Annotated in this window: 18 protein-coding genes; 9 read left to right on the top strand and 9 right to left on the bottom strand. The window is 41.5% G+C overall.

Annotated elements, in window-relative coordinates:
- Nucleotides 1-10 precede the first annotated feature (10 nt).
- The 4 genes from F7734_RS24230 to ribBA all read right to left on the bottom strand — a co-directional run bounded on the left by F7734_RS24230 (nt 11) and on the right by ribBA (nt 3,897).
- Nucleotides 11-568 (bottom strand): transposase, encoded by a 558-nt coding sequence (locus tag F7734_RS24230; protein ID WP_155747048.1) that lies wholly within the window; start codon nt 566-568, stop codon nt 11-13.
- 836 nt (nt 569-1,404) lie between these two features.
- On the bottom strand, nt 1,405-1,800 hold the full coding sequence (locus F7734_RS24225) for a helix-turn-helix domain-containing protein (RefSeq protein ID WP_155747046.1): 396 nt from the start codon (nt 1,798-1,800) through the stop codon (nt 1,405-1,407).
- The gene (locus F7734_RS24220; RefSeq protein ID WP_155747044.1) at nt 1,784-2,083 is read right to left on the bottom strand and encodes a type II toxin-antitoxin system HigB family toxin; all 300 of its coding nucleotides are present in this window, start codon (nt 2,081-2,083) and stop codon (nt 1,784-1,786) included. Before F7734_RS24220 ends, F7734_RS24225 begins: the two co-directional genes overlap by 17 nt.
- A gap of 128 nt (nt 2,084-2,211) precedes the next feature.
- Nucleotides 2,212-3,897: a bifunctional 3,4-dihydroxy-2-butanone-4-phosphate synthase/GTP cyclohydrolase II gene (ribBA, locus tag F7734_RS24215; protein ID WP_166482116.1), complete on the bottom strand. Its 1,686-nt coding sequence runs from the start codon at nt 3,895-3,897 to the stop codon at nt 2,212-2,214.
- Nucleotides 3,898-4,156: 259 nt separating this feature from the next.
- Between ribBA and argC the strand changes: the two genes are divergently transcribed.
- Nucleotides 4,157-5,215, top strand: a complete 1,059-nt coding sequence (gene argC / locus F7734_RS24210; RefSeq protein WP_155747040.1) for an N-acetyl-gamma-glutamyl-phosphate reductase — start codon at nt 4,157-4,159, stop codon at nt 5,213-5,215.
- 110 nt (nt 5,216-5,325) lie between these two features.
- Here argC and eno read toward each other — a convergent pair whose 3' ends face one another.
- Together eno and F7734_RS24200 are read right to left on the bottom strand one after the other, a co-directional pair.
- Nucleotides 5,326-6,606, bottom strand: coding sequence for a phosphopyruvate hydratase (gene eno / locus F7734_RS24205; RefSeq protein WP_155747110.1), 1,281 nt, complete (start codon nt 6,604-6,606; stop codon nt 5,326-5,328).
- A 323-nt stretch (nt 6,607-6,929) separates the two neighbouring features.
- On the bottom strand, nt 6,930-9,086 hold the full coding sequence (locus F7734_RS24200; protein WP_155747038.1) for an ATP-binding protein: 2,157 nt from the start codon (nt 9,084-9,086) through the stop codon (nt 6,930-6,932).
- A gap of 568 nt (nt 9,087-9,654) precedes the next feature.
- Here F7734_RS24200 and F7734_RS24195 point away from each other — a divergent pair.
- The 8 genes from F7734_RS24195 to F7734_RS24160 all read left to right on the top strand — a co-directional run bounded on the left by F7734_RS24195 (nt 9,655) and on the right by F7734_RS24160 (nt 16,497).
- The gene (locus F7734_RS24195; protein WP_155747108.1) at nt 9,655-9,858 is read left to right on the top strand and encodes a hypothetical protein; all 204 of its coding nucleotides are present in this window, start codon (nt 9,655-9,657) and stop codon (nt 9,856-9,858) included.
- A gap of 418 nt (nt 9,859-10,276) precedes the next feature.
- Nucleotides 10,277-11,539: a GNAT family N-acetyltransferase gene (locus F7734_RS24190; protein WP_155747036.1), complete on the top strand. Its 1,263-nt coding sequence runs from the start codon at nt 10,277-10,279 to the stop codon at nt 11,537-11,539.
- 4 nt (nt 11,540-11,543) lie between these two features.
- Entirely contained in the window at nt 11,544-12,083 is a 540-nt protein-coding gene (ruvX, locus tag F7734_RS24185) for a Holliday junction resolvase RuvX (RefSeq protein WP_347566272.1), read from the top strand.
- Between the two features lie 124 nt (nt 12,084-12,207).
- Nucleotides 12,208-12,777, top strand: coding sequence for a DUF3727 domain-containing protein (locus F7734_RS24180; RefSeq protein WP_155747034.1), 570 nt, complete (start codon nt 12,208-12,210; stop codon nt 12,775-12,777).
- Nucleotides 12,778-12,975: 198 nt separating this feature from the next.
- Complete coding sequence (locus F7734_RS24175; protein WP_155747033.1) at nt 12,976-13,521, top strand: YqeG family HAD IIIA-type phosphatase; 546 nt, start codon at nt 12,976-12,978, stop codon at nt 13,519-13,521.
- A 272-nt stretch (nt 13,522-13,793) separates the two neighbouring features.
- Nucleotides 13,794-14,903, top strand: a complete 1,110-nt coding sequence (gene proB, locus F7734_RS24170; RefSeq protein ID WP_155747032.1) for a glutamate 5-kinase — start codon at nt 13,794-13,796, stop codon at nt 14,901-14,903.
- 232 nt (nt 14,904-15,135) lie between these two features.
- A complete protein-coding gene (locus tag F7734_RS24165) occupies nt 15,136-15,570 on the top strand; it encodes a hypothetical protein (protein ID WP_155747031.1) in 435 nt (144 codons plus the stop codon).
- A gap of 60 nt (nt 15,571-15,630) precedes the next feature.
- Nucleotides 15,631-16,497: a HEAT repeat domain-containing protein gene (locus F7734_RS24160; protein WP_243147049.1), complete on the top strand. Its 867-nt coding sequence runs from the start codon at nt 15,631-15,633 to the stop codon at nt 16,495-16,497.
- 141 nt (nt 16,498-16,638) lie between these two features.
- Here the strand turns inward: F7734_RS24160 and F7734_RS24155 are convergent, their stop codons facing one another.
- The 3 genes from F7734_RS24155 to F7734_RS24145 form a co-directional block, all read right to left on the bottom strand.
- Nucleotides 16,639-20,433 carry an ATP-binding protein gene (locus F7734_RS24155; RefSeq protein ID WP_243147048.1) on the bottom strand — a complete coding sequence of 1,265 codons (3,795 nt, stop codon included), beginning with the start codon at nt 20,431-20,433 and terminating at the stop codon, nt 16,639-16,641.
- Between the two features lie 194 nt (nt 20,434-20,627).
- Entirely contained in the window at nt 20,628-26,141 is a 5,514-nt protein-coding gene (locus F7734_RS24150; protein WP_207714193.1) for an ATP-binding sensor histidine kinase, read from the bottom strand.
- Between the two features lie 86 nt (nt 26,142-26,227).
- Nucleotides 26,228-26,770 (bottom strand): PEP-CTERM sorting domain-containing protein, encoded by a 543-nt coding sequence (locus tag F7734_RS24145; RefSeq protein ID WP_155747029.1) that lies wholly within the window; start codon nt 26,768-26,770, stop codon nt 26,228-26,230.
- Nucleotides 26,771-26,965: the final 195 nt, after the last annotated feature.

Genomic DNA, 26,965 nt, shown 5'->3' with positions numbered 1-26,965 from the left:
GGTTTGGAATTTATGGCTTATCCGAGTCGTATTGGGAGTACAAGCGCTCATCGCCTCCACTTCTGTTTGCTCCCCAGTCCATAGTATAAATTCCCTGCTGAACATAACGGTGAAAACTAGAATATTCCCAATCCTTGGGTGCTACCACTAATCCATGCTTCACAGGATTATAATGAATGTACTCTAGGTGATAAATAAAGTCTTTTTCATCACGTATTTGATGTTCCCAAAAGCGACGTTGCCAAATCGCCTGCTCCCGTTTCTTTTTTCTAGATGTGGATATTTCACCGCGATCAATACTTTCACAGCGATGACTAAAATAACTTTTGATTAAACGCCAACGTGTAGAAAAGTTACAATCTCCTTCAGGTAGTGTCCAAATAGAGTGTATGTGCTCGGGTAATACAACGATCGCTTCAATTTTAAAAGGATGTTGCTGTAGCACGTATCGAAAAGCATTTCTTAACAGGGAGAGATTATTTGGTTCACATAAAAACTGGCGTCGGTTGTTAGTCACTACAGTAAAAAAGTATGTCCCTCCGTCTACTTTGACTCTACAGTATTGCATTTTTTGTGTTGGAGTTGTGTTTTAATTTTGATGTTGTCATGAGTGTTGGGTTTTCATGTACGAGTTCTATGATGCCCGCTATTCATTTTTCCAGTAATCGGATCGATTCCTGCAATGAGTGCGATCGCTTATCATATTTGTAGGTTGGGTTTCGTTCCTCAACCCAACATTTTTCCAGTAATCGGATCGATTCCTACAATGAGCGATCGCTTATCATATTTGTAGGTTGGGTTTCGTTCCTCAACCCAACATTTTTGCCCAATAGATTGGGTAACGCTATCGCCTCAACCCAACGAGCGTTGATAAATTTTATTATCAGTCATCACCCGAACTTGATATGAATGGTAAATTTCCCCTGACTTTAATCCAAGTCGTATTGTTATCTTGAGCCAGCACTATTTTTTTATGCTTATGGAAATACTCAATCAACAATTGTAAATGATTTAAAGATTATCAAGTTTTTTTATTACAAGTAAATTGGTAATAATACTGGAATTTAATGAAGGAAGAAGAAAGAGATGTTGAAGTTTGGTTTTCAGATCGGAGTAGCAACCCACCTGAAAACAGAAGCCCCGCATAGGCGTTGGGGTTTTGAACCCCTATTGTCAGAGGTTTGAGGGAATTCACATCGATCTTCTTCCCTCTTCTCTCTTCCTTCGGATAAAACTTACTATATTTAGAACAAAGATGTAGGTTGGGTTTCGTTCCTCAACCCAACCTACGATCTGTCTTTTGTACTTGCTGCTACGTTGGAAAAAAGGCTACAATAATCATCAAACCTCACCTTGGAATTATTTTCTTAAAACAAAGATGGTTTGAAGACGATCTCGCTACCTTTACAGAAACAATTCTAACGAAACATGAAAAAACTCTGCTAGGGCTTTAGCTTGAGATTTACTAATATTCCTCTTGCCATTTACCACTTCCGAAACAACTTCTAGAGAACCAATTATCCCAACTAAATCTTCCTGTTTGATACCCCTTGCTTCCATTAAGTGTAAGAGAATAGATTGAGGAGTTGCCTCTCCAATCTGATAGTGTTCATCCTCGAATTTTTCAATCAACATTATCAGTAGTTGTAAAAACAAGTCCTCTTCTGGTGTTCGTTCCCGATGTTCTAAGGCTTCAGCTAGCACGATCGCTGCCTCGTTTTCTTCTTCAGTTTCAATTACCTTAGGCTGATATTCTGCTAGTAGAGCGCCATAAGTGGTTCTATCAATAATACGGGTCATTTTTCCATCTGTCCTTGTCATATTCAGCGTGAGTCAGAACGTATTTGACATAAATTCTTTGAGTGGAATAGGAAATATCAACAATTAATCTATAATTATTACCTTTAATATTAAAAACTGTAAAATTACCAACGGCTTCAGCACTGGAAAAATCTTGTCTAACTTCGTCTAAATTTTTCCATTTTGCTGCCTTAGTAATTCTATACCAGTTATCAAGAGGAACAGAAGCATCTGCATGAATCTGAGAAAATTCCAGCAGTTTTTTTCGAGAAATAACGTGCATGGATATTAGAATACATGAAAGATTGATTAATACATAATAATCGCTATAATTTCCATGTTTTCACATTAAGTATTTTTACATATTTAGTCAAATTCCCGACTTTTTAAAAAAGTCGGGAATTTTGAACTTCAACACAGACTAAAACTGTAAATCTTCTGAGTTCCTAGCTGTTCGCAACAAATTGAGGAAGGCAGTGTACCGATGGGGAATGTTTGCCGATCCAATTGCACTTGCAAATTACTCATGGGGTCAATGCCCGGAGAAATCAGAAATTCTAGCTTTTGGATGTAAGGTAAATTTACCAAATTGTCTAAAATTTGAGAAATTGCTTGTGCGTAAGGATGTCCTTTCTGCTTGTACCAATCGCTGGTTGCAATGTTGGCTTGGTCAAAACCTAAATGTACAATTAGGGATGGTTCGTCAAACAGCGCTAGGGCTACGGGACGTGCTTCTTCTTGTAACAATAAGTCGTAACTTTTTGCCAGATGCCGCAATTTTTCTAAGCGTTCGTAACGTTCCGTGATGGCTTTTGGATCGTCTTGCCAGTGAATCGCTACTGTTACTAAATAAGTTTGTAACAGCATATGACCTAGCTTTTTCGCTTTTGTAGTTAAGTAGTAGGTATTGTAGTCGTTTGCTTCAATTAACAGAGGCACGCGATCGACAACTTCTAAACCATAGCCTTTTAACCCTGCTATTTTACGGGGATTGTTTGTAATTAAGCGTATCTTATGTACGCCTAAGTCCATGAGCATTTGTGCTCCCATTCCGTAGTCTCGCAAATCGGCGGCGAATCCCAACCGTTGATTTGCTTCTACGGTATCTAATCCCATGTCCTGCAAGGAGTATGCTTTTAATTTGTTAACCAATCCTATTCCCCGCCCTTCTTGTCGCAGGTAAACGACAACGCCTTGACCTGCATTTTCCAGCATTTTTAGGGCTGCTTGCAATTGCATCCTACAGTCACAGCGTAAGGAACCCAAAGCATCTCCAGTCAAACATTCTGAGTGCATCCGCACCATGACTGGATTGTCATCAAATTCCGCAGGATTACCCTTGACAATAGCAACGTGTTCTGTATTGTCTAAAGTGTGTCGGTATGCGTAAATTTTGAAGTGACCGAATTGGGTTGGTAAATCGGCAACGGTTTCCCGCTTGATTAAGCGATCGTGTTCGAGGCGGTAACTGATTAAATCGGCTATGCTAATGATTTTTAGACGGTGCTGAGTGGCATACTCAAATAACTCAGGCAAACGTGCCATGGAACCATCGGGGTTTTGAATTTCACAAATAACCCCTGCAGGATATAATCCAGCTAATCGGGATAGGTCAACCGCTGCTTCCGTATGCCCTGCCCGTTTGAGCACACCTCCAACTCTTGCACGAATGGGGAAAATATGACCGGGACGGCGTAAATCTGTGGGTTTTGTGGCTGGATTGATAGCCACTTGGATGGTACGAGCACGATCTTCTGCTGAAATACCAGTAGAAACTCCTAACTCCGGTCCGGCATCAATACTGACGGTGAAGGCAGTTTGGTTGGTATCTGTAATATTTGTTACCATCAATGGGAGGTCGAGCTCGTCCAAGCGATCGCCCATCATTGCCAAACAAATAAGACCCCGTGCTTCCACTGCCATAAAATTAATGATATCCGGGGTGGCAAATTGAGCAGCGCAAATCAAGTCGCCCTCATTTTCTCTGTTCTCGTCATCTACTACGACGATTGGGCGACCGGCTTTTAAATCTGCCAGGGCGGTATCAATCGAATCAAATTTAAAACTTTGAGTTGAAGAGGTGATATGCTGCGACACAGGCGATCCCCAGCTAGCAAACGTAAATTTTTTTAACAAATGCTTGTCTTTGATTGTAGCTCTTTTGGATTACTTCGGAAGTACTGCCAGTAAGATTAGTTAACATATCAAGGACTGCCTTAAAATTGGTTCTTGATGGTGCTTCAGTGCAGCAATAAGCAAAGTAGCAATAAACCGTTAGCTATTGGCAGTCAACTCAGGCTGTGTTGCCGATAGTTGAATGGCAAATTAACTAAGAGCAGATAAGGATTTAACCTCTATGGGCAATTTTGGGCGCGTTCCGGTGGGAGTTGTTGGCGCGTCAGACTACGGCGGAGTGCAGTTAGTGCGGCTCTTAATGGATCATCCACAAGTCGAACTCGTTTATTTAGGCAACCAGAGCAGTGTCGGAAAACCATTTGCAGATCTTTATCCTCAATTGGCTCACATTGTTAACCAAAAAATCGAGGCTGTCGATCCTGAAGTTATTGCTCAGCGATGTGAAGCAGTGTTTCTCTGTCTACCCAACGGTCAGGCTTGCGAAATTGCACCGCAACTTTTAGAGAAAGGGTGTAGAATACTCGATTTAAGTGCAGATTATCGATTTAGTCATTTAGCAACTTACACCGCTTGGTATAGTAAGGAGCGAACCGATCGCTCGACTGCTGCTGTTGCTGTATACGGCTTACCAGAACTTTATCGCGATCGCATCTCTGAAGCACAGATTGTTGGTTGTCCCGGTTGCTATCCCACAGCCAGTTTGCTCGCACTTTCCCCACTCCTCAAGCAAGGGTTAATCGTCCCTGAAACTGCTATTATCGATGCCAAGTCAGGTACATCTGGTGGTGGGCGTCAAGCAAAAATCAATATGTTGTTGGCAGAAGCAGACAATTCCTTAGCCGCCTATAGTGTTTCCCGTCACCATCACACCCCAGAAATTGAGCAAATTTGCAGCGATTTAGCAGGGCATGAAGTCACAATTCAATTTACACCACACTTAATTCCCATGGTACGCGGCATCCTGGCAACAGTTTACGCCACACTCCGCGACCCCGGTTTAGTGCGAGACGATCTCATTACAATATATCGAGCTTTTTACCGTAACTCCCCTTGGATAAAAATTTGCGATCCGGGCATTTATCCGCAAACTAAGTGGGCTTGCGGTAGCAATCTTTGCTATATTGGTATAGAAGTTGACACGCGAACTGGTCGCGCTATTGTCATGTCAGTCATTGATAATTTAATCAAAGGACAAGCAGGGCAAGCAATTCAGTGTCTCAATATCATGATGGACTGGGATGAAACACTGGGGTTACCAAAGTTGGGGTTTTATCCATAATTGTTAGTGGTTAGTAGTTAGTGGTTAGTAGTTAGTAGTTAGTGGTTGATGGTTAGTGGTTACTTTTCCAACTAACAACTAACAACTAACTACTAACAACTAACAATTTTCTATTTTGGTCCTAATCCAACAGCACCAGCATACACGGCGCGATCGCTCAGTTCATCTTCGATTCGCAGCAAGCGGTTATATTTTGCAACTCGTTCGCTACGACATAAAGAACCAGTTTTAATTTGACCGGCACGGGTTGCAACGGCTAAATCAGCAATGGTGGTGTCTTCGGTTTCTCCAGAACGATGGCTGATAACGGATCGGAAACCATTACGGGTTGCCAAGTCAATTGTTTCCAAAGTTTCTGTGAGGGAACCAATTTGATTGAGTTTAATCAAAATGGCATTCCCTGCTTTGAGTTCAATACCTTTTTGCAAGCGCTGGGTGTTGGTGACAAACAAATCATCACCCACCAACTGCACGCGAGAACCTAACTTTTGAGTCAGTAACTGCCAATTTTGCCAATCTTCCTCGTGCAAGCCATCCTCAATGGACACGATCGGATATTGGTCAACAAGTTTGCCGAGGTAATCAATAAACTCAGCACCAGAATGAGGTTTGCCATCATAGACATACTGCCCGTTTTTGTAAAACTCACTAGCAGCAACATCCAGTGCTAACGCCACTTGTTCTCCTGGTTTGTAGCCAGCTTTCTCAATAGCTGCAACAAGCAATTCCAACGCCACTTGGTTTGACTCCAAGTTGGGGGCAAAACCACCTTCATCGCCCACACCAGTCAGCAAACCTTTGTCATCTAACACTTTGCTGAGAGTCGCAAACACTTCTGCACCCCAACGCAGCGCTTCTCGGAAAGAAGGTGCGCCAACGGGAACAATCATAAACTCTTGAAAATCCACGTTGTTAGCTGCATGAGCACCACCGTTAATCACGTTCATTAACGGTACGGGTAACAGATTTGCTAAAGGACCACCTAAATATCGATAGAGAGGCATGCCCGAAGATTCAGCACCCGCCTTAGCTGCTGCCAGAGAAACCGCTAGAATCGCATTAGCACCCAGATGGGATTTGTTGGGGGAACCATCCAGTTCAAGCATGGTGCGGTCAATCAGTTCCTGGTTGAGGACATTCATTTCTACTAGCTTGGGAGCCAGCACCTCATTCACATTTTGCACCGCCTTAAGTACACCTTTACCCCCATAACGGCTTTTGTCGTTATCCCGCAGTTCGTGTGCTTCAAAAGTGCCAGTAGACGCACCACTCGGAACCTGCGCCAATCCTGTAGCACCATTTACCAAAAACACCTGTGCTTCAACCGTTGGTCTGCCGCGAGAATCAAGAATTTCGCGAGCAAATATAGCATCAATGGCAGTGTCAAACATTTGTTCTCGATCCTTTGTCATTTGTCATTTGTCATTGGTCATTTGTCATTTGTCATTTGTCATTTGTCAAAAGGTCAATGACTAACGGCTAACAGTCCAGTGACTCGACCACCATTAGCATAAGGGTTTCAAGGGTGATATGCGCCTACGTTAACGAAGATTTCCAAGAGTTGTTAGTGGTTAGTTGTTAGTTGTTAGTTGTTAGTTGTTAGTTGTTAGTTGTTAGTGGAACAGTGGATTACCAACTATTTACTAAAAATATACCAACGATAGATGAGCAACCAACCACCAACCACCAACCACTAACCACTAACCACCAACCACTAACCACTAACCACTAACCTATTTTTAGATTGTACAAGCGGTAAAGTAATAATAAATGTTGTTCCTTCACCACAAGCAGAATTCACTTCGATTTTCCCTTTGTGCTTCTGAATAATTTGATAGGAAATCCACAATCCCAATCCACTTCCTTTCCCTACTTCTTTTGTTGTAAAAAAAGGCTCGAAAATTTTATCTTGTAACTTTGGTTCTATACCCGAACCATTATCTTTGATTTTGATACAAATCCCTTCAACAGAGTTATTAATACTCACATTTTCAGTGCATATTTCTATTTGACGGCTTCTCCTCTGTTCTTGCTTTAAAAGGTATGAATTTTTAATAACAAATAATTCCTTTAAAGCATCAATGGCATTGCTTAAGATGTTTATAAAAACTTGATTAAGTTGTGCGGGGTAGCATTCAATGGATGGGAGATCTCCATAGTTTTTAATAACTTCAATTTCGTCCTTCACTTGATGATTGACCAATAATAAAGTGCTTTCAATTCCTTCATGAATGTCCACAATTTTCATTTCTGCTTCATCTAAACGCGAGAAATTTCTCAAGGATAAAACAATGTCGCGAATGCGCTGAGCACCTATTTTCATTGAGGACATTAATTTGGTTAAATCCTCAGTGATAAAATGAAAATCAATTTCTTCTAGAAGATTTTGAATTGCTGGAGTTGGTTGAGGATATTCTTGTTGATACAGCAAGAGTAATCTCAGTAATTCTTCTGTATAGTCTTTAGCATAGGCTATATTGCCATAGATAAAGTTGATGGGATTGTTGATTTCATGGGCAACTCCCGCTACCATATTGCCGAGAGAAGACATTTTTTCTGTTTGAATTAATTGTGCTTGAGTTTGCTGAAGTTCATTTAACGCTTCACTCAGTTGATCGTAAGCTAAATTTAATTCCTGATTTTTGTGTAAAAGTTGTTGCGTCCGTTCTTGCACTCGTCTTTCTAAAGTTAATCTTGCTTGTTCTAGTTGTTGAGTATATTCTGCTACTTTACGAATCAGGCTGTTCAGAGAAACTGCTAGTATCCCGACTTCATCTTGACTGGTAACGGGGGCTTGTAGCTCAAAGTTGGATTCTTTTGTGACTTTTTGCGCCACTTGAGTGACAACGACTAAGGGATCGGCAATTTTTCTTGCAATGCTTTTACCTACAAAAATTGTTATTAATGCACCCAATACAAAAAAACCCCATAGCCTCAACCATAAAAACTGTAGAGTTTTGTTTAAGGGAGTCAGGGATTTTAATACTGTGACTGTTAAAGAAGTATTGCTCAAGTCCGCGATCGCAAAACTTTTTGCTAAGTAATGTTCTCCTGCGATTGCAGAACGATGGGGTGCATCAGTAACGGGAGGTGGTTGCCAAAGCGTTTTGCAAGCAGCTGGTATTGTAGAAACATAGACACACGCCGTAGATGCTTTGTCGGTTACTGATGATTTTGTTGCATTAAAAGCAACTACGTGTTCTCCTTGAATGGGATCGGCATATTGAAATAATTCTGGCTTGATAACAGTACCGAGTTCAATAGCACCAATAATTTCTTCTCCGTCTATAATGGGCGCTAACCCAACTAATACCAATTTTATTTGACCTTCTTGCTGAGAAACACGAACAACATCGGAAGGAGATAAGCCGCTCAGTGCGAGGGAAATACTTTTTCGATCTTCCAAGAATGACTCATCCAATGCAGGCTGTTTCAAATTTAACAGAGCTACACCATTTTGGTTAACGACTTTCAGTAAATCTAATTTTAAAGTTGTTTTTTGTGACACTAATATCTTCAGAAGTGCTTGCGTATCCGCTTGCTGAATCGCGGTACGTACATCTTCTCGTTCAGCTATCAGCCTTGTCCAAGAATGTAAAAATTGTTTTTCTTTGTGTATTGATTGCAAAACTGCTAAACTAGTGGTCTCAAGATGGCTGGTTATTTGCTGCTCCAGACTACTGCTGAACCAGTAAGCAAAGTTAATCATCGCGAGCACCATGATGCTGAAGAATACCAGAAGAAATGGCATAACGATTCTCTGGCTTAAAGCTAGTTTGGAATAGCTAGCTTGCAACTTCACGCCTCGCACCGCAATTTCTGATTTAACTTGTCGGCTGATGGTTTCTTTAGAGAAGTTGTGAGTTGACATTTTTTTAAAGATAAATCAGCAACATTTGTTACATTTTCTTTGGTTTCCGACACAAAACTTGCTTGTGGCAATTTTTACTTTCTTTCCGCTCTAAAATTACTGATTTTTGTAGGCGAGGCAATGCCCACCCCATGCCATAAGTAATTTTTGACGGGAAGAGAGTAAGTGGCTTTCCCCTTAATGTCTGTTGCTTGTCTATGTTATAGCTTAAGTGTAGTTAATTATACTGTAAAAACTTTACACACCCTGTTTGTCTGCGATTTTTGATAAAACAGAAGGCAGTTCTGTAGGCATAAGACAAAACTAACAAAAAGCCAAAAGTCGAGTTTTATCAGAGCTTACTCACGGATTTCCGAATTATTTTTATCAAATCAGGAACATTTCGGAAATCTTCCGCTCTTTTGTATACAGGGCTGCCAAACTTTTCTCAATCTTCATATTTCTTCACAATTAATGTGTCATTCATTAAAGTTCATTGCGAAGTACGAAGTTAAGGCAAAGCAACGTGATAGGTATTAGTAATGTAAACACACCGATTACATAACAATGTAAGGAGAACAGAGTGGCAATGGAATCAAATTTTCTTGAGGGCGCGAAGGCAGCACGTACACGTGAAGATTTTAGTGAATACGTTGCCCACCTACAGCTTCATATGACTCTGCAAGCTCGCAATCTGGTTCCATCTCTGAAGCAGACTATGGAAGATAGCCGGGAGCAATTCCTCCATCAAACTCAAGCAAATTTTGAAAAGCTTGTTTCTCGGCAAAGCTAGTACAACCAGCCGAAGTTTCAACTATTTGGTTTAGATTCCCGACAACTCCTGCGGATGCTGCCTCACCTCGTTCCCAGCCAGAAGCTCACCTCGTTCCCAGCCAGAAGCTCACCTCGTTCCCAGGCTCTGGCTGGGAATGCCTGAAGGGAGGCTCTGCCTCCTATAGCAATCTGTAAAGCGAGGCAGAGCCTCTCAGTTTGCATTCCCAGGCAGAGCCTGGGAACGAGAGGTTACCAAATGAGAGTAAAAATAAAATAAGATAGAAGCAGATTTTCTTGGAGTGAAGCTAGATCGTTCCGAGCAAAGTCTGGTTTTTAAGTATTTTTGTAGTAAAATCACACTTTTGGTTCACTCGAAATAAGTGGAAAGCCGCTAAGATTATTGCAGCAGTTCCTTTTCTTCAGTGACTAAAAGCTGAATGGCGGCTCGAATGAAAATGACTTCATTGCTTCCTCGAAATCTCAGCGTTATTATCCGACCTGTCCAGCATCGGGATCTGGAGGGTATAGCTCGCCTAACTCAAGAGTCATTTGCCGCTCAAACTCCTAAAGGATCTTGTGATGCTATGCGGCAAATGCAATCGCTTCGCCGTTGGTATGGGTTATTGAAGTTCTTGAGTTGGTTCCCAAACCCCCTACAGTATGGTCTTTGTGCTTATGTCGCAGAACAGGGACGGACGCTGTTGGGTATGATCCAAGTATCACCTTTTAACCGTACACACAGTACGTGGCGGGTCGAACGCGTGGTTTTAGAGCGTGCTACCGACAAGCTAGGAATAGGCTCACAACTTCTGCGCCATTGCTTTGAGTCAATATTAGAGGCTCGCACTTGGATTTTAGAAGTCAACGTCAATGACAAAGATGCTTTGGCGCTTTATCGGCGCAACGGATTTCAACGGTTAGCAGAAATGACTTACTGGGAAATTGAACCGGAATTGCTTCAAGAATTGGCACAAGCAGAACCAGACTTACCTAACCTCTTACCTGTAAGCAATGCCGACGCACAACTGCTGTATCAATTGGATACGGCATCTATGCCACCTATTGTCCGGCAGGTATTCGATCGCAATGCTGATGATTTTAAAACCAGTCTATCAGGTGCTTTGACAGAAGCAGTGAAGCAATGGTTGACAAAAACAGAAGTGGTGAGTGGGTATGTATTTGAACCCCAACGCAAAGCGGCTATAGGTTACTTTCAAGTAAGACTCGATCGCAAAGGGCAACAGCCCCACGTAGGTACTTTAACCGTAAACCCAGCATACACCTGGTTGTACCCAGAACTACTGTCTCAATTAGCACGAATCGCTCAAGATTTTCCCCCCCAATCTTTACAGTTGACATCGGCAGACTACCATCCTGAAAGGGAAGAATATCTCGAACGAATTGGGGCAACTCGTACAGAGCATACCCTCATGATGTCTCGTTCGGTATGGCACAAGCAACGAGAATCGAAGTTTGTGTCCTTAGAGGGAATTCAATTACCGGAAATGCTACAGGGTTTGCAACCAGCACACAAACCAATACCGGGTGGTATGTCGTGGACACCACCAAAGCAAAAAAGGCAACCAGCACCAGAAAGAGTACAACCCAATCCCCCCCAAGACAATGTCGCTTTTTCATGCAACAACAGCGTGGAAGCTTCTTGTCAGCCAGAAACTACAGATTCTTCACAGCAGGAGTAGAGGAGTGAGTTTGGAAGAACTTGGGGATCGACACACACCGGGAGCGGAAGAATTGGGGACACAGGGAAGTCTCCCCAATTCTCCCGCTCCCCAAAAGTACGTATATGCACTAGGATTAGATGTAGGCAGTAAGAGAATTGGCGTAGCAGGATGCGATCGCACGGGATTGATTGCCACTGGGTTAGTCACAGTTGAGCGTACCTCCTTTGAGAAAGACGTAGAAAAGCTCCGCCAAATTACAAGCGATCGCGAAGTACAAGTTTTGGTTGTAGGATTGCCTTATTCCATGGATGGATCTTTGGGGTTTCAGGCACGTCAAGTACAAAAATTTGCGAAAAGACTTGCCAAAGCTCTCAACCTTCCTGTGGAATATATAGATGAAAGGCTGACATCCTTTCAAGCAGAACAGATGCTGATTTCAGAAAATCGCTCGCCTTCTCGGAATAAAAGCTCCATCGATCGCAAAGCAGCAGCTATTATCCTGCAGCAATGGCTTGATGCAAGGCGATCTAGCTCCAAAGAGCGGGGGGTTTCCGTTGATTGATACAATTATGTAAGCTCATCTTTACAAGACTGATTATTTATCCCAATAATTATTTGATTGATAATATCAGTTAAAAGAATAAAGATAAGAAAGTCCGTTTACAATATAAATCACCTATCAGGCTATGTTTTCCTCGCCATTTTCTGAAGAAGATAATGTTCATGCCGGTTCCATCACTCTAACCGACGAAAAAGGACGAACCCTCGATTGTTATATCGAGCACTCCTTAGAAGTAGATGGGCAAGAATACGTCTTGCTTCTTCCTGTTGACTCACCAGTAGAAATTTTTTCTTGGGAAGGTGACGATGAGGAAGAAGAAGCGGTTCTAGTTGAAGATGAAGCAAGAATTGACGAAATTTTTGAAACTGCCCAAGTTGTTCTCGCAGAACAGAACCTAGCATTGAAAAATACTGCGTATGCTTTAACAGTTTCCGGTGAGTTGCCACCCGTTGAGGAGTCAGAACTCTTTACTCTGGAAATTGAAGATGAAGGAACAGATCTAGAGCCAGAGCAGTTACAACTTCTTGCTAATTTCTATCATGAAGAGCAAGAGTACGCAATTTATACTCCCTTAGATCCCTTGCTGTTTTTTGCACGCATAGCCAAAAATGGCAATCCCGAGCTATTGTCTCCAGAAGAGTTCCGCAAAGTCCAGCCCCTGTTGGAAGAACACTTGTTCAATGAAGTTGAATGAAATCTAAAAAGCCAAAATTAGAAATTAAAAGAAATTTTAATTTTTAATAAGGATTTTAGACTATCATGGTACGTAGAAAACATTGATAGAAAGATAGGCAGCGGTTACCTGTTTTGACTCAGCTGCCTTTAAAGCTATGGCTTTGCGTTTTGCAAGGTAGAAGATGGTAGAGTGGGTAATCGCTGACTTGGGAAAATTATGCGGTGGAACAATTTCTTGCAGCCCGATTTGATTGTAGAGGGGTCAGTGTTAAACCTCACACCAGATATCATTAGGAAATACGATCTCAAAGGGCTGGTGTTAGATGTAGATGAAACGTTAGTACCGATAAGAGTGGCGTCAGCTTCCCCAGAATTGCAACAGTGGGTAGAGGAAATTCGTGCTTGTGCAAAATTATGGTTGGTGAGCAACAACATTAGTGATGCTCGTATAGGTGGAATTGCCCGCTCTCTGGATTTACCTTACTTTACAAGTGCTGCTAAACCTTCACGCCGCAAGATTAGAGAAGCACTCAAGGCAATGGACTTACCAGTCAATCAAGTAGGAATGGTAGGCGATCGCTTATTCACTGACGTAATAGCAGGTAATCGATTGGGAATGTTTACCATATTAGTCGATCCCATAATACATTCAGATGCTGCTTTGCGATCGCATCCGGTACGAAACTTTGAAGTTTGGGTATCAGAAATATTAGGAGCCTCAATTACTCCTAAGAAAAGAAGGTTTAAAAATCGTGACAAATAGACAGGAAACTAAATCTAAAGAAATAGTTAACAACTCTTGGTTTTATTTAGAGATCGGAGAATATAAGTATATATAACAATGGGGTCAGCAAAACAAAGACCTCAAGTATAATAACCTACGTATAAAGTATAGAGCGTCAGCCTTCACATATAGAAGGACTGGCGCTTTATAATTTAGTCATTTGTCATTTGTTATTTGTCCGTTGTCATTTGTCATTTGTAATTAAAGATGAGTAACCAATCCAAAATCCAAAATCCAAAATCCAAAATTCAATGCCCCAAACAATTGTTGTTAAAATAGGCACTTCTAGCCTGACGCAACCAGAAACCGGACAACTAGCACTTTCCACAATAGCCACCCTAGCAGAAACCCTCTCACACCTGCGAAGGCAAAACCATCGCGTGATTTTAGTATCTTCTGGTGCTGTAGGAGTGGGTTGTGCGCGGTTGGGTTTAACTGAACGTCCCAAAGCAATTGCTCTAAAACAAGCAGTAGCAGCTGTAGGACAAGGTAGGTTAATACGGGTGTACGACGATTTATTTACAACCTTGCAGCAACCAATTGCTCAAGTTTTGCTTACCCGGAGTGATTTGGTGCAGCGCAGTCGGTATCTTAACGTTTACAATACATTTAAAGAATTACTAGAACTGGGTGTCATTCCAGTGGTTAATGAAAATGACACCGTCGCAGTCGAAGAGCTAAAATTTGGTGATAATGATACGCTTTCCGCTTTAGTTGCAAGCTTGGTAAAAGCTGATTGGCTCTTTTTGCTGACTGATGTAGATAGGCTTTATTCGGCAGACCCCCGTTCTGTACCAGATGCACAGCCGATATCTTTAGTGAGTAATATAAAGGAATTAGCAGAATTACAAGTGCAAACAGGTGGACAAGGTTCTCAATGGGGAACAGGTGGTATGGTGACAAAAATATCAGCAGCAAGAATTGCCACCGCAGCTGGTGTTCGTACCGTGATTACAGAAGGGCGACAACCTCGGAATATAGAAAAAATTTTACAAGGTGAACCTTTTGGAACTCACTTTGAAGCACACCCCGAACCAACTTCTGCTCGCAAACGCTGGATAGCATATGGTTTGGTTCCTGTAGGAAAATTGTACCTAGATGAAGGCGCTGCGATCGCAATTTCTGCTTCTGGAAAGTCATTATTAGCCGCAGGAATTTTGGCAGTAGAAGGAGAGTTTGACGCTCAAGAAGCAGTGCTGTTATGCGATAAAAACGGTCATGAAATTGCTAGAGGGCTTGTTAACTATACTAGTGGGGAACTGCAAAAGATTTGCGGGCGTCGTTCTAGTGAAATTCCTACTATTTTAGGTTATGTCGGAGCGGAAACTGTAGTGCATCGGGATAATTTGGTTTTAACGTAGCATGGAATTAGGCTAGAGCCACCGCTTCTTGTTTAGCTACTTTCTAATGTACTATAGCAATCCTATTTAAGATCCAAACAAGGGAGACAAGGAAGACAGAGGAGACAAGGAGGACAAGGAAGACAAGGGAGACAAGGAAGACAAGGAAGACAAGGGAGACAAGGGAGACAAGGGAGAGGTGTTTGTAAATCATTTAGGACTACTATATTTGAAATAGGTATAAAGTAATTTAATGGAAACTAGAAAATTAATTTATGGATTCAATCAAAATATCCAAAAAGATTTAGGCAAAAAAATCCGAATTTCTTTTGATGAAAAAAAGCTTGATACTAAAATTCTTGAAGTTCTCAAACTTGTTTTTGGGACTTCAAGTACTCAACGTGTTGTAGAAAATGCTTTCAATAGTCTCGCATTAACAGAATTAACTCGGCAAGAATCTATTTATAGCTTTCCAGCTTATGATTATATGCAAAAACTAACTGCTTTGGAAGAAGAATCGGAGGGATTATGTTCTGTTTATATTCCAACTTGGATTATTGCAGCGACTTCAAAATTTGTGAAGAAAAAATATAGTAAGCTAGAGTTCAAGTCTGTAGAGGAAGTCATAAATTTAGTTATTTCTTTTATGGCTGATAAGACAAAATGTTTGTGGAACTCTGATACATGAGCAAATTAGTAGATTCTCTTATTCAGCAGAAGATTAAAAAAATAGCAGACCTAGTGATATATGCTTTTTCCACAAATGTTGAGTCAATTGACAATTAGAGACTGTGCGATCGCAATAGTTTGTTTGGTAGCACCTTTATTAAATATTAATATCATTTGGGCACAGTCACAAAATGATACACAAATTAGCTCTTATATCGAACAGTTAAAAAATCCCCAACAACGTTCTGCGGCAATAGATGATTTAGTCACTGTTGGCAAACCTGCTATTCCCGCTTTAATAACAGCATTACAGGACAGAGATCCTCAAGTACGTGCCAGTGCAGCCATAATTCTCGGTCAAATGGGACCAAATGCTGGTGAAGCCGCACCTGCCATATTGCAAGCAATAGGCGATAAAGATCCAGCTGTTCGTTCATCTGCAGTTCAAGCCATACAAAAAATTGGCAAACAAGCCTATGTTCCTCACTTAATTGCTGGTTTAGATAGCACAAAGTCATGGGAACGCTACAATGCATCTCATGGTTTACGCGCTATGGGGAAAGACGCTGCACCAGCTGTACCTGCCTTAATCAGAAAGTTACAGGACGAAGAAGATCATTGGATGCGAGTCAGTGCAGCTTCTACTTTGGGTAGCATTGGCACAGCTTCTACACCTGCAATACCGATCTTGGTAACTCGCTTGCAAGATACAGATATCACAGTCCGTCATAGTGCAGCTTATGCTTTGGGTACCATCACTTCAAAATGGCAACAAGATATCGAGCAGTTACCGACAAAAGACTTAGACACAATTATCTCAAACTTGGAAAAAGCTTTGAAAGTGGTACAAGATCCGGCACTACAATTTCGCCCGGAAGCAGTAACTTCTGTGAGCGAACCTCTAGCTGCTTTAAAAAAGGAAAGATTAACCAGGGAAAAAAGGTAGAATTTCCTGATTTGGCTTGTAGTTGCGCTTCAGCGCATACATCGCAACTACAAACTAATTATTGACTCAATCGTTCTACAAAAGCTTGATGTTCTGTTGTTTGCAAACCAGACTGCAAAACTCCTAATTTTATATTTTAAGTTAAGCGCGATCGCATCGTCCTGCAAGAGACACCACTACCGCAATCAGTTCTGCTGCCTCAATCGGCTTAGCAATGTGCGTTTGGTATCCCAAGCGTAGGGCACGAATTCGATCTTCAAAACGAGCAAAAGCAGTGACTGCTGCTGCTGGAATATCACCTCCCATTTCTGAGGGTAGCCCTCGTAGTTGGCGTATAAGTTCATACCCATCTTTTCCTGGCATACTAATATCGCTAAGAACTACGTGAGGTTTATGGGTTTGTACAAACTCAAGCGCTTCATCTGCTGATGATGCAGTTAGGACATCAGCCCCGCACTCCTCCAAAATTCTTTTGACCAATTCTTGAGCATCAACTTCATCATCAACTACAAGAACTCTTGTACTATTAAGATGGGTTTGCTGATTTGCTATTGTCGTGAAACTTTGTAAATCGGTATCATCTAGAGATGTGCTTTGGTATCGTTCTATACATACATCCACATCGCTTTTCCGCTGAGGAAGCGGAAGCACCACAGTAAATTGAGCACCTTGCCCTTCTCCAGGGCTTGCTGCTTGTACTGTTCCTCCATGAAGTTCCACAAGTTGCTTGACAATGGACAGCCCCAAACCCAAACCGCCAAACTGCCGTGTGGTAGAACCATCTGCTTGCCGAAAGCGGTCAAAAACGTATGGTAGAAACTCGGGTTTTATGCCTTGACCTGTATCGCTGATAGTTAGCTCGACATGAGAGTTTACCTGCTCGAGTGATACGCGTACTCTTCCTCCTTTGGGAGTAAATTTAATGGCATTGGAGAGGAGATTCCAGACAACTTGTTGCAACCTGTTTGGATCTCCAGCCATGGGATGGGGAAGGACATCAAAAAGTGTTTGCAGTCGAATCTCCTTTGCTTGCACGGTGGGAAGGAGAGATTCAATGGCAGATTGAATCACTGAGGTAAGATTCATTTCCTGAATGTCAAGTCGAACTTTGCCCGAAATGATTCGGCTCATATCAAGAAGATCTTCGATAATCTGTGCTTGCGATCGCGCATTTCTCTCTATAGTCTCAAGCCCTTTTTTCAAGTCCGCAGAGCCGATATTGTTTTTACGCAAAAGCTGTGACCAACCAAGAATTGCGTTGAGCGGTGTCCTAAGCTCGTGGGAAAGGGTTGCCAAAAATTCATCCTTGAGGCGTCCAATGCGCTCGGCTTCTGCACGGGCAACCCGTTCGCTCTCTAAAAGTGCTTCTTGTCGTTTCTCTAACTCCTTTCGCTCAGTAATATCACGGAAGTTTACTGAAATACCATCTTTAGAAGGATAAACATGTACTTCCACCCACAAATCGGAAAAGGGGGAAAAGACTTCAAAATGCACTGCCACCTGCTCGCGCATGGCTTTGTAGTATTGCTCCTCAAAAGCTGTACCTTTTGCTACAGGAAAAACATCCCAAACAACTTTCCCTAGCAACTCTTCACGTGTTTTCTTGAGGTACTTCTCACATTGCCGATTCACGTAGGTAAAGCGCCACTGGCGATCGAGACCATAAAAAGCATCTGTGACTCGTTCGATAACGATCGCTCTTTCCTTCGCTGCTTCCACCTCAATCCTGGAACGAGCTACTTCCTGGCGCAACCGAGACATTTCTAACGTTGCCTTGACCCGTGCTAAGAGTTCTCTGGCACTAAACGGTTTTATCAAATAATTGTCTGCCCCCGCATCAAGTCCCTCAATGCGTGATTCCTCACCTGCTCTTGCTGAAAGAAGCACAATTGGCACAGAACGAGTACGCTCATCTTCACGCAGCCGCCTCAGAAGACCGAACCCATCGAGTTTCGGCATCATGACATCACTTAGCACCAAGTCTGGTAATTGCTCTTGAGCCGCAGCAAGCGCAGCTTCGCCGTCAGCCACAGCAACCACTTCGTATTTTGTACTGAGAAGCTTTCGCACATACTCCCGCATATCAGCGTTGTCATCTGCCAGAAGAATACGGGCAGGAGGAGAAGTTATGGTGAGATTATGCCCCAGAGCTTCTTTGTCTCCTTTCTCTTCATCCGGCAACCACCTCAGTGCTTCTTCAACAAATGCATCATATTGAATGGTTGTAGGGGTAATGTTGCGATCGCTACCAATCCTATCTGCCGGAAGATGTTGCTTGCCAAGTGGAATTGAGACAGTGAAAGTACTCCCCGATCCGTAAAGACTGTGTACCCGAACGCTACCACCGTGAAGTTTCACCAACTCCTGCACCAGTGCAAGACCAATTCCAGTTCCCTCATAAGTTCGTCCTTGGGTTCCCTCAATCCGATGAAACCGCTTAAACACATTTAAGAGTTCGGACTCAGGAATACCAATGCCCGTGTCTTCAATACAAAGCTCTATATTTTGTGCGCGAGCATACTGACGAACAGCGATTTGACCGTGTTGCGTGAATTTAAAAGCGTTTGAGAGTAAATTCAGGACAATCTTCTCCCACATATCCCGATCTACATAGATATCCTCAGGTAAAGGCGGGCAATCAACGACAAACAGTAACCCTGCCTTCTCAATAGCTGACCGAAACACGCTTGCAAGATTAGCCGTAAGTGTTGCTAAATCTGTACGTTCATAAACCGCTTGTATGCGTCCCGCTTCAATCCGTGAGAAGTCAAGAAGCGTGTTGACAAGTTTCAGCAACCTAAGACTGTTGCGCTGAGCGACAGTTATCCTTTCTCGTTGGCTTGTAGAAAGCTGGGGGTCTTGCAAGACATCTTCCAAAGGACCCAGCATAAGGGTGAGAGGAGTGCGGAATTCATGACTCACATTTGAGAAGAAAGTCGTCTTTGCCCGGTCAAGTTCCGCAAGCATTTCAGCCCTGCGCCGTTCTTCTTCATATGCCTGCGCGTTACGCACGGCAATAGATACCTGTGCTGCTAGAAGTTCGTAGAATGAACTGTAGCCTTCGTCAAGTGCTCGGTTGGGGCTGACTCCAGCAACCAAAACGCCAAGAGGTGCTGCTTGACTTGAGGAAGCGATGGGCATAACAAGCGCAGTACGGGTTGGTTCGTTCCATGGTCCCCCCGGTATGAAGCTATAACTGTCTATTCCCTCGATCGGAACTGTTTCACCAGCTGCTGCTTTTTTGAGAGCTTGTGTGTTATTATCTTCCGATACTGTCAAATATACAGAGCTTGGGAAAAGAATTCCTTCTTCAGGTAACTGCACTTCCCCATAGCGAGTGAGAGTTTTCCCGTCTCCTTCACAAAGGTAGATCGCTGCAAACGGTATATCAAGGGGGTGTTCGGCTATTGCTGCTGCCACATCTCGACAAGTCGTCTCCACACTTCGCGTCTCCCCTGCTTTGGATGCAAGATCGCGCAGCAACCGTAACCTCCGCTCACCCAATACCTGCTGAGTGACTTCACTGCAAACGCAGAACATCCCAACGATTTGTTCGGTATCGTCCTCAGCAGGAGCGTGAGATAGACTAAAATAAGATTCTTCACGGTAACCAGACCGTTCAAGAACAAGCATTTGTGCTGACACCCAGTTTGCTACGCCAGTTGCCATTACCTCGTCAATCATCGGACCGAGAGTGTCCCATGCTTCTGCTAGTGTAATTCTAATATCAGTACCTAAAGCAGATGGGTGCTTGTCGCCAATGAGTTTGGAATAAGCGTCATTGTAGAATTGAATAAGATGGGAACCCCAAATAAGCACCATTGGATATCGTGATGCCAGAAGGGTCTTAACATTACTTTTTAGGCTCTGCGACCATGTTTCTATGGGACCGACAGGTGTACTTGCCCAATCAAATGCACGCATCAGTGCTCTCATTTCACCAGGTCCTGGGAAGAGACCTGCTCGATCCCTATCCTTCATTTTTACACAAATTACAATATGATTCGATATATTATACCAAATAATGGTGTGTCATGTCCGGTTAAATTATTATTAGAGCCTCACGCAAAGGCGCTAAGGCGCAAAGGAAGACGCACAATTTTTTGATGAATAATTAAGCGAATTTGACATTAGTTAGGAAGAGTAATGATAAATTCCGAACCTTGTCGTGGGACTGAATTGACTTCCAAAACTCCCTGGTGCTTCTCGACAACAATTTGATGGGCAATTGATAATCCCAATCCCGTTCCTTTGCCTACAGCTTTTGTAGTAAATAAATGGTCGAAAATTTTGGATTTCACGTCATCCGGTATTCCCACACCATTATCTTTAATACGAATGATAATACTCTTATTATCAGAACTGTGTTTAGTATGAAGCCAAATAAATCCTGTTTTTCCTACCAAGGACTCTTCGAGCGCATCAATAGCATTTGCTAATATATTCATGAAGACTTGATTGAGTTGTCCGGGAAAACATTTGACTAATGGTAGGTCACCATAATCTTTGATTATATTAATTTCAGGGCGATTTTCATTAGCTTTTAAACGATGCTTGAGAATCAGAAGGGTACAATCAATTCCTTCATGAATATTGAAGAGTACTTTTGCATCCGTGTCGGCACGGGAGAAGATTCTCAAGCTAGTACTCATATGGCGAATTCGGTCAGTCCCTAGTTTTAAAGAGTTGATGAGTTTGGGAAAATCATCTCGCAGATATTCCAAATCAATAGCTTCAATTTCTTCTAAAATCTCAGCACCTGGTTCGGTAAATTTTTGCTGATAAAGGTCGATTATGTGAAATAAATCGCGGATGTATTCTTGTATTGGTTGTAAATTATTAACAATAAATCCTACAGGGTTGTTAATTTCATGGGCTACACCTGCGACTAAATTACCTAAAGCAGACATTTTTTCGTTTTGTATAAGTTGAAGTTGCATCTGCTTGAGGTTGGTAAGAGAATGTTCTAGTTGTTGGGCATAACTTTGCGTTTGTTGGTAGAGTTCTTGCGATTTTTGATAGAGACGAGCGTTTTCTAAGGATATGGCTACTTGAGAAATGAGAAGGTTAAGCACCTGTAGTCTATGACTGGTAAATGCTCCAGTGGTTAGAGAATTTTCTAAGTATAAAATACCAATTAACTTCCCTTGATTGAGGATAGGCGTACACAATACACTCTTTGGTTTGTATTGATTTAGGTAGGTATCATTAACATAGTAAGTTTCAGCTAAAGCATCATCAATGACTAAAGTTTTTAAAGTGTTTTTGACATAGTAAATGAGGTTAAGAGGAACTTCTAAAGAAGACTCTACAGGAATCGATTGTAGAATAGCAGGAGTTTCTGAGATAGTCGCGATCGCCTCTACTACCAACTTGTTCCCTTGAGGTAACAACAGAACACATTTTTTTGCCCCTGCATTTTCCATCACTACTTGCATTAATTTATCAAGTAACTTGTCCAGTTCAATTTCGCTAGAAAGAGTTTGTGACGCTTTGATAACACTTGTCAAATCTAGTATTTCTGAAACACTGGTGCTAGGTGATGTAGCCCCACCGGAAGCTGTTACTGTATCGCCCGGACTGAGAAGAATTTTTTCCTGTTGTAGAATGGGGTTAAGTAAATGAGGATAGCGTTTTTCTAAATCATAAACTTTTGCCTTTGCACTCCAGCGAGCATAGCAGTAGTAGGCATTGGTAAAATAGTCTTGGGCAATTCTTTGTTTGCCCCATTCTAGGTAAAACTTAGCAGCTAATTCCCGAGCTAGTGCTTCTTCATTGAGGTACTCATTCTCTTTAGCTAAAGAGATAGCGCGATCGTACATTTCTATAGCTTCAGATTTTTGATTGAGTACTCGATGCAGTTCTGCTTCAACCAGATAGAATTTATGTAGATAATTCATGGGAGCATGATTAGCCCATTTCTGTAATTTTTCCCGATCGCTATGCACCATTACGAGAATACTCTGTTGTTCTGGTTGCGAGGATTGCGGATATACTGCAAGCCGAGACAATGAAGCATAAAAATAGAAGAGTACAGTGACTATTTGTCCTATGCCGCCATCTAAATAATTTTCTGCTAACGTTGCATATTCTACGGCTTGCTGGAACTCTCCAAATAAATAACACAGATGAAGTTTGCTGAAAAATAAAAATAAAAGTCCAACGCGATCGTTAGCTTTTTGGAGAAGCGGCAGCATTTTTTCCTCATCACAAGATTCACCAATCAATTCACATGGATTGTCAACCTTACCAAGTAAATTCAGGACAATCTGTCGAAAGATTGAAGTCCAAGCCAATGGCATTTCTTGTTTAAGTTGACTAATGGCATGACTGTACGTTGCCATTTCTGTTTCTAGTAGGCTGAGTTCTTTGCCAATGAAGTATGAAGCGTAAGAATAAACTTTAAGAGAAAGAGCTGCAAATTCTAAATCACCTGTTTCTAATGCAGCAGAATAGGCTTCTAATAAAGATGATACTATTTCCTTAGTATGCTCTTTCCAATGTCTGACGAGAGCATTAAATGTTTGAATAACCTTGGCTTTTACCTCTTTTGCATTAAACTTCACTAATAAATTTAAAGCAAGTTTGCCAAATTGATATCCTTGCTCAATATCTCCCATAACACCGCAAAGTGTTAATCCGTAAGCAACATATGCAAAAGCTGATAAAGGAGCATTGCCATATTGAAGTGATAAATTGACTTGTTTAAACAAAATAAGTGGAAACAGTTCAGGTGCAGCTTGATAGGAAAATGTGATGACAAGAGACAAAATTCGCATAGCTGCTAAGAGATTGGCATCTGTCATTTCTGGTAGAGCAATTACATCTTCAATACACCTTCCCTTAAGATTTAATGTTGTTTCTGACATTGCTTGCTGAATGTCAGACTGCTTGGGATTTAATGGCAATTCTTGTCCCAACATTTTGAGAACAATTAATGCGGTGTTAACCGCTTCCCTAGCTTCATTTTGCGCTCCCAAAGCCAGTATTTTTACTTCATATACTTTGACTTTATCTAGCAGTAAAGAAGCTTTGTTAAACACAACATATGCTAATTGTGCCATTTGTTCAAAGTCGCCAGCTAAATATGCTGCCTCTGCTGCTTCTTGATACAAGACGAGGGTTAGATCGTAATTCTTCTCCCAACGATCGCTTGCTAGAAGTTGTATTGCAGTCGTCAAGTATTTTAAAGCGGTTGTGTAAGCAGTAGCAGTTTTCGCTTTCCGCCCAGCTATTAAATTTAATGACGCTACATTGTCTCGCTCGGATTGCAAAGTAATTAATTCTAAACCAGAATTTAATTGGTTGACAATTTCAAAAATTTTCTCTTCTTGTTGAGATTTTGGTGTATTGCTTAACAGCAGTTGCCCAATTTTCAGGTGAGTGGCTTGTTTTTTGCCCTCAGGAATTAAAGAATATGCTGCTTGCTGTACGCGATCGTGAAGGAATTTGTAGTTAATAGCTAATGGCTCATGGCTCATGGCTAATTGTTCAGAGCAATTAGCTATTAGCAATTGACTATTAGCACCATTTTGATAGAACTTATAAACTTCACTTGTGGGAATAACCAATCCTTCCTGTAAAGCTTTCCACAAATCGGCTGCAGTCTCAACTTGCAATTTTTCGTATACAATCGCTAGAGTTGCTAAATCAAAAGAGTTACCAATACATGCTGCTAGTTTCAACACCGATTGAGTGGTAATTGGCAATTTCTGCAATTGCCGTGCCATAAACTCTACAATATCCTCAGTCAGTGCTAACATCTTTACCCTAGCAATGTCGCATTGCCAAGAACCTATTTGAAAATCAAAACTAATTAAACCTTCATCATATAGGGATTTAAGAAATTGATTGGTAAAGAATGGGTTGCCTTTAGTTTTCTGGTAAACCAGTTCTGTTAAAGGTTGAGCCAGTTGAGTAGAACACCTAAGCGTATCGGCAATCAGATCGTTGATGTCGGTTATACTGAGGGGTGTTAAGGTTATAGTATTAACAATAGTATTAACATCTTGTAATGTCAGCATCAATGGATGTGCTGAAGAAATTTCATTATCTCGATATGTTCCAATCATCAACAGATAACGTGTATCTGTCATTAATAGCTTTATCAACTTCAGTGATGCTAAGTCTGCCCACTGCAAGTCATCAAGAAATATGACTAAAGGATGTTCAACGGTTGCGAAAACCTGGATAAATTGTTGGAACAGCAAGTTAAAGCGGTTTTGTGCAGCAGTTGCTGATAATTCTAATATGGGAGGTTGCTTACCAATAATCTGTTCGAGTTCTGGAATAACATCAATAATAACTTGCCCGTTTTCACCTAATACTGTATTGATTTCGTGTTTCCAAAGGTGTAATTGAGCATCACTTTCTGCGAGGAGTTGCGCCATTAAATCCTGTAATGCTTGCACAAATCCTAATAAAGGAACGTCGCGCTTGTACCGATCGTATTTACCTTTGATAAAGTAGCCTTGCTGTTTGGCAATTGGTTTGTGGATTTCATTAACGACAGCAGTTTTCCCAATCCCAGAAAAACCTGCTACCATCATGATTTTTGCTATTGAATGGGTAGCGGATATTATAGATGAGATATCTGTTTGCTTGTCTGTTGCTACTTGTAGGCTCTCCGGACACGCTACGCGCACAAATGCCTCAAGCAATGTGTTGACTTCCTTTACCCGTCCGTAGAGTTTTTCGGGAATGAGAAAGCGATCGCAAATATCCCGTTTTGCTAATTCAAATGGATGGATATATCCTGTTTGTTCCAGGCTATGGAGACATATTTCCAAATCATGTCTAAGACCAAAAGCACTTTGATATCGATCTTCTGCGTTTTTTGCCATCAATTTATTAACGATAGCAGATAGAGTCGGGGGAATTTCCGGAGCGATATAATGAACAAGTGGCGGTTGTTGAGCAATATGATAGTGGATTAACTCCATGGGATCGTTGCTTGTGAAAGGTAATTGCCCTGTCAGGAGTTCAAAGAAAGTAACACCCAAGGAGTAAAAATCACTGCGGTAATCAATCCCTCGATTCATGCGTCCGGTTTGTTCGGGAGATAAGTATGCTAAAGTGCCTTCTAAAACATCGGGACACATCAGGGTTTGAGTTTCTCTGAGAAGTAAAGAGGCGATACTGAAATCAATAAGTTTGACTTGCTTGGTAGTAGGGTTAATCAGGATGTTGGCAGGTTTGATATCTTTGTGAATGATTCGATAGCGATACAAGCCTTCTAAAGCAGTAACAATTTGAATAGCAATTTGCAGAAATTCACGTAGAGACTCGCCATGGCACGTCTTTACATTGTTAGCACAGTTCGTCTGTACGTTGTTAGAAACATAATCCTTTAAGGATATTCCCCCAAAATCCTCCATCACCAAAACATACCTGTTCTCATAGAGTTCCAAACTATACGTTTTAATGACACCTTGTAACTGCAGATTTTTGGCGATGGTGAACTGATTGCGGAATTGTATCAGTTCTTTAAAGCTAGGATACTCATTCCGCATCATTTTTATCATGACGGGCTGTCGGTCTAGTTCCCTTATACCTTGATAGACTACAGTTTTATGACCCAAGTATATTTGTTGAGAAATGAGATAACCAGTCAAGTTCACCACAGCTGCCTCTAGCAAAGTCAATTGTTTTTTGCTCTTACAAACTTATTTTTCCCATTTGCGTGGTAAAATTAACTGAGTTTGTAAATTTTTTTACGTTGTGGCAGGAATCAATTTTTTCTACACTTGAAAATTGCCGCACCCCCCAGTAAAGCAAAAACCAATAACCCGAAGATGGAACTTGATTCAGGAACACTGGCAAATATGAGTTGTGCCGTAAACCTAACCCGACTACCAGGTGGATTAGTTGTCCTAAATGGATAAACTGTTTCACCAGGACGAATTACGCCTCCACTTTGGAACAACTTTTTGCGATCGCTGGATATCACAAGGCTACTGAAAATATCAGAAATTGCGCTATCCCATATAGCATCCTCATCATCGGGAATAATATCGATAACACCCACTATGTTAAATGGTGTGTTGTTAATAGCTGTTACAGGAGAAGAATCTGTAAACAAATCGATTGTTACGCCATTTCCGCACCAAGGAGGACAAATTCCCACATCAGGAATCTCCTTATCTACAGGAGGCTTCATCACATTATTGGTTACTAAAATGGCGGCTTGACCAATACCAGGATTTACCAAAGACATCAATGTAGCTCCAGCTACAGCTAGAGGTAACTTTTGTATCCAATTGACGGTACGCATTCAGTACTTGCTCCACCGATAACTTTTATTGTACTTATAATTATCTAGCAAACAATGTTATTAAGTTAACGTGGAGAATGCGGATATTAGCCATTAGCCATTAGCCATTAGCCATTAGCCATTAGCCATTAGCCACTAGCAATTAGCAATTAGCAATGTACAATAAAGAATTATACAATAAAACTAAAATATGTG

Source organism: Scytonema sp. UIC 10036, assembly GCF_009725235.1.
This window is presented reverse-complemented; position numbering and strand designations above follow the sequence as displayed.

Bases quoted from the DNA above. Each gene is read 5' to 3' on its own strand.
- F7734_RS24175 (WP_155747033.1), top strand. From the start codon at position 12,976: ATGCGGTGGAACAATTTCTTGCAGCCCGATTTGATTGTAGAGGGGTCA.
- F7734_RS24180 (WP_155747034.1), top strand. From the start codon at position 12,208: ATGTTTTCCTCGCCATTTTCTGAAGAAGATAATGTTCATGCCGGTTCC.
- F7734_RS24155 (WP_243147048.1), bottom strand. From the start codon at position 20,433: ATGAGAGCACTGATGCGTGCATTTGATTGGGCAAGTACACCTGTCGGT.
- F7734_RS24160 (WP_243147049.1), top strand. From the start codon at position 15,631: ATGCTTTTTCCACAAATGTTGAGTCAATTGACAATTAGAGACTGTGCG.
- argC (WP_155747040.1), top strand. From the start codon at position 4,157: ATGGGCAATTTTGGGCGCGTTCCGGTGGGAGTTGTTGGCGCGTCAGAC.
- F7734_RS24225 (WP_155747046.1), bottom strand. From the start codon at position 1,800: ATGACCCGTATTATTGATAGAACCACTTATGGCGCTCTACTAGCAGAA.
- F7734_RS24230 (WP_155747048.1), bottom strand. From the start codon at position 568: ATGCAATACTGTAGAGTCAAAGTAGACGGAGGGACATACTTTTTTACT.
- F7734_RS24220 (WP_155747044.1), bottom strand. From the start codon at position 2,083: ATGCACGTTATTTCTCGAAAAAAACTGCTGGAATTTTCTCAGATTCAT.
- F7734_RS24195 (WP_155747108.1), top strand. From the start codon at position 9,655: ATGGAATCAAATTTTCTTGAGGGCGCGAAGGCAGCACGTACACGTGAA.
- F7734_RS24145 (WP_155747029.1), bottom strand. From the start codon at position 26,770: ATGCGTACCGTCAATTGGATACAAAAGTTACCTCTAGCTGTAGCTGGA.
- F7734_RS24200 (WP_155747038.1), bottom strand. From the start codon at position 9,086: ATGTCAACTCACAACTTCTCTAAAGAAACCATCAGCCGACAAGTTAAA.
- proB (WP_155747032.1), top strand. From the start codon at position 13,794: ATGCCCCAAACAATTGTTGTTAAAATAGGCACTTCTAGCCTGACGCAA.
- F7734_RS24190 (WP_155747036.1), top strand. From the start codon at position 10,277: ATGGCGGCTCGAATGAAAATGACTTCATTGCTTCCTCGAAATCTCAGC.
- F7734_RS24165 (WP_155747031.1), top strand. From the start codon at position 15,136: ATGGAAACTAGAAAATTAATTTATGGATTCAATCAAAATATCCAAAAA.
- eno (WP_155747110.1), bottom strand. From the start codon at position 6,606: ATGTTTGACACTGCCATTGATGCTATATTTGCTCGCGAAATTCTTGAT.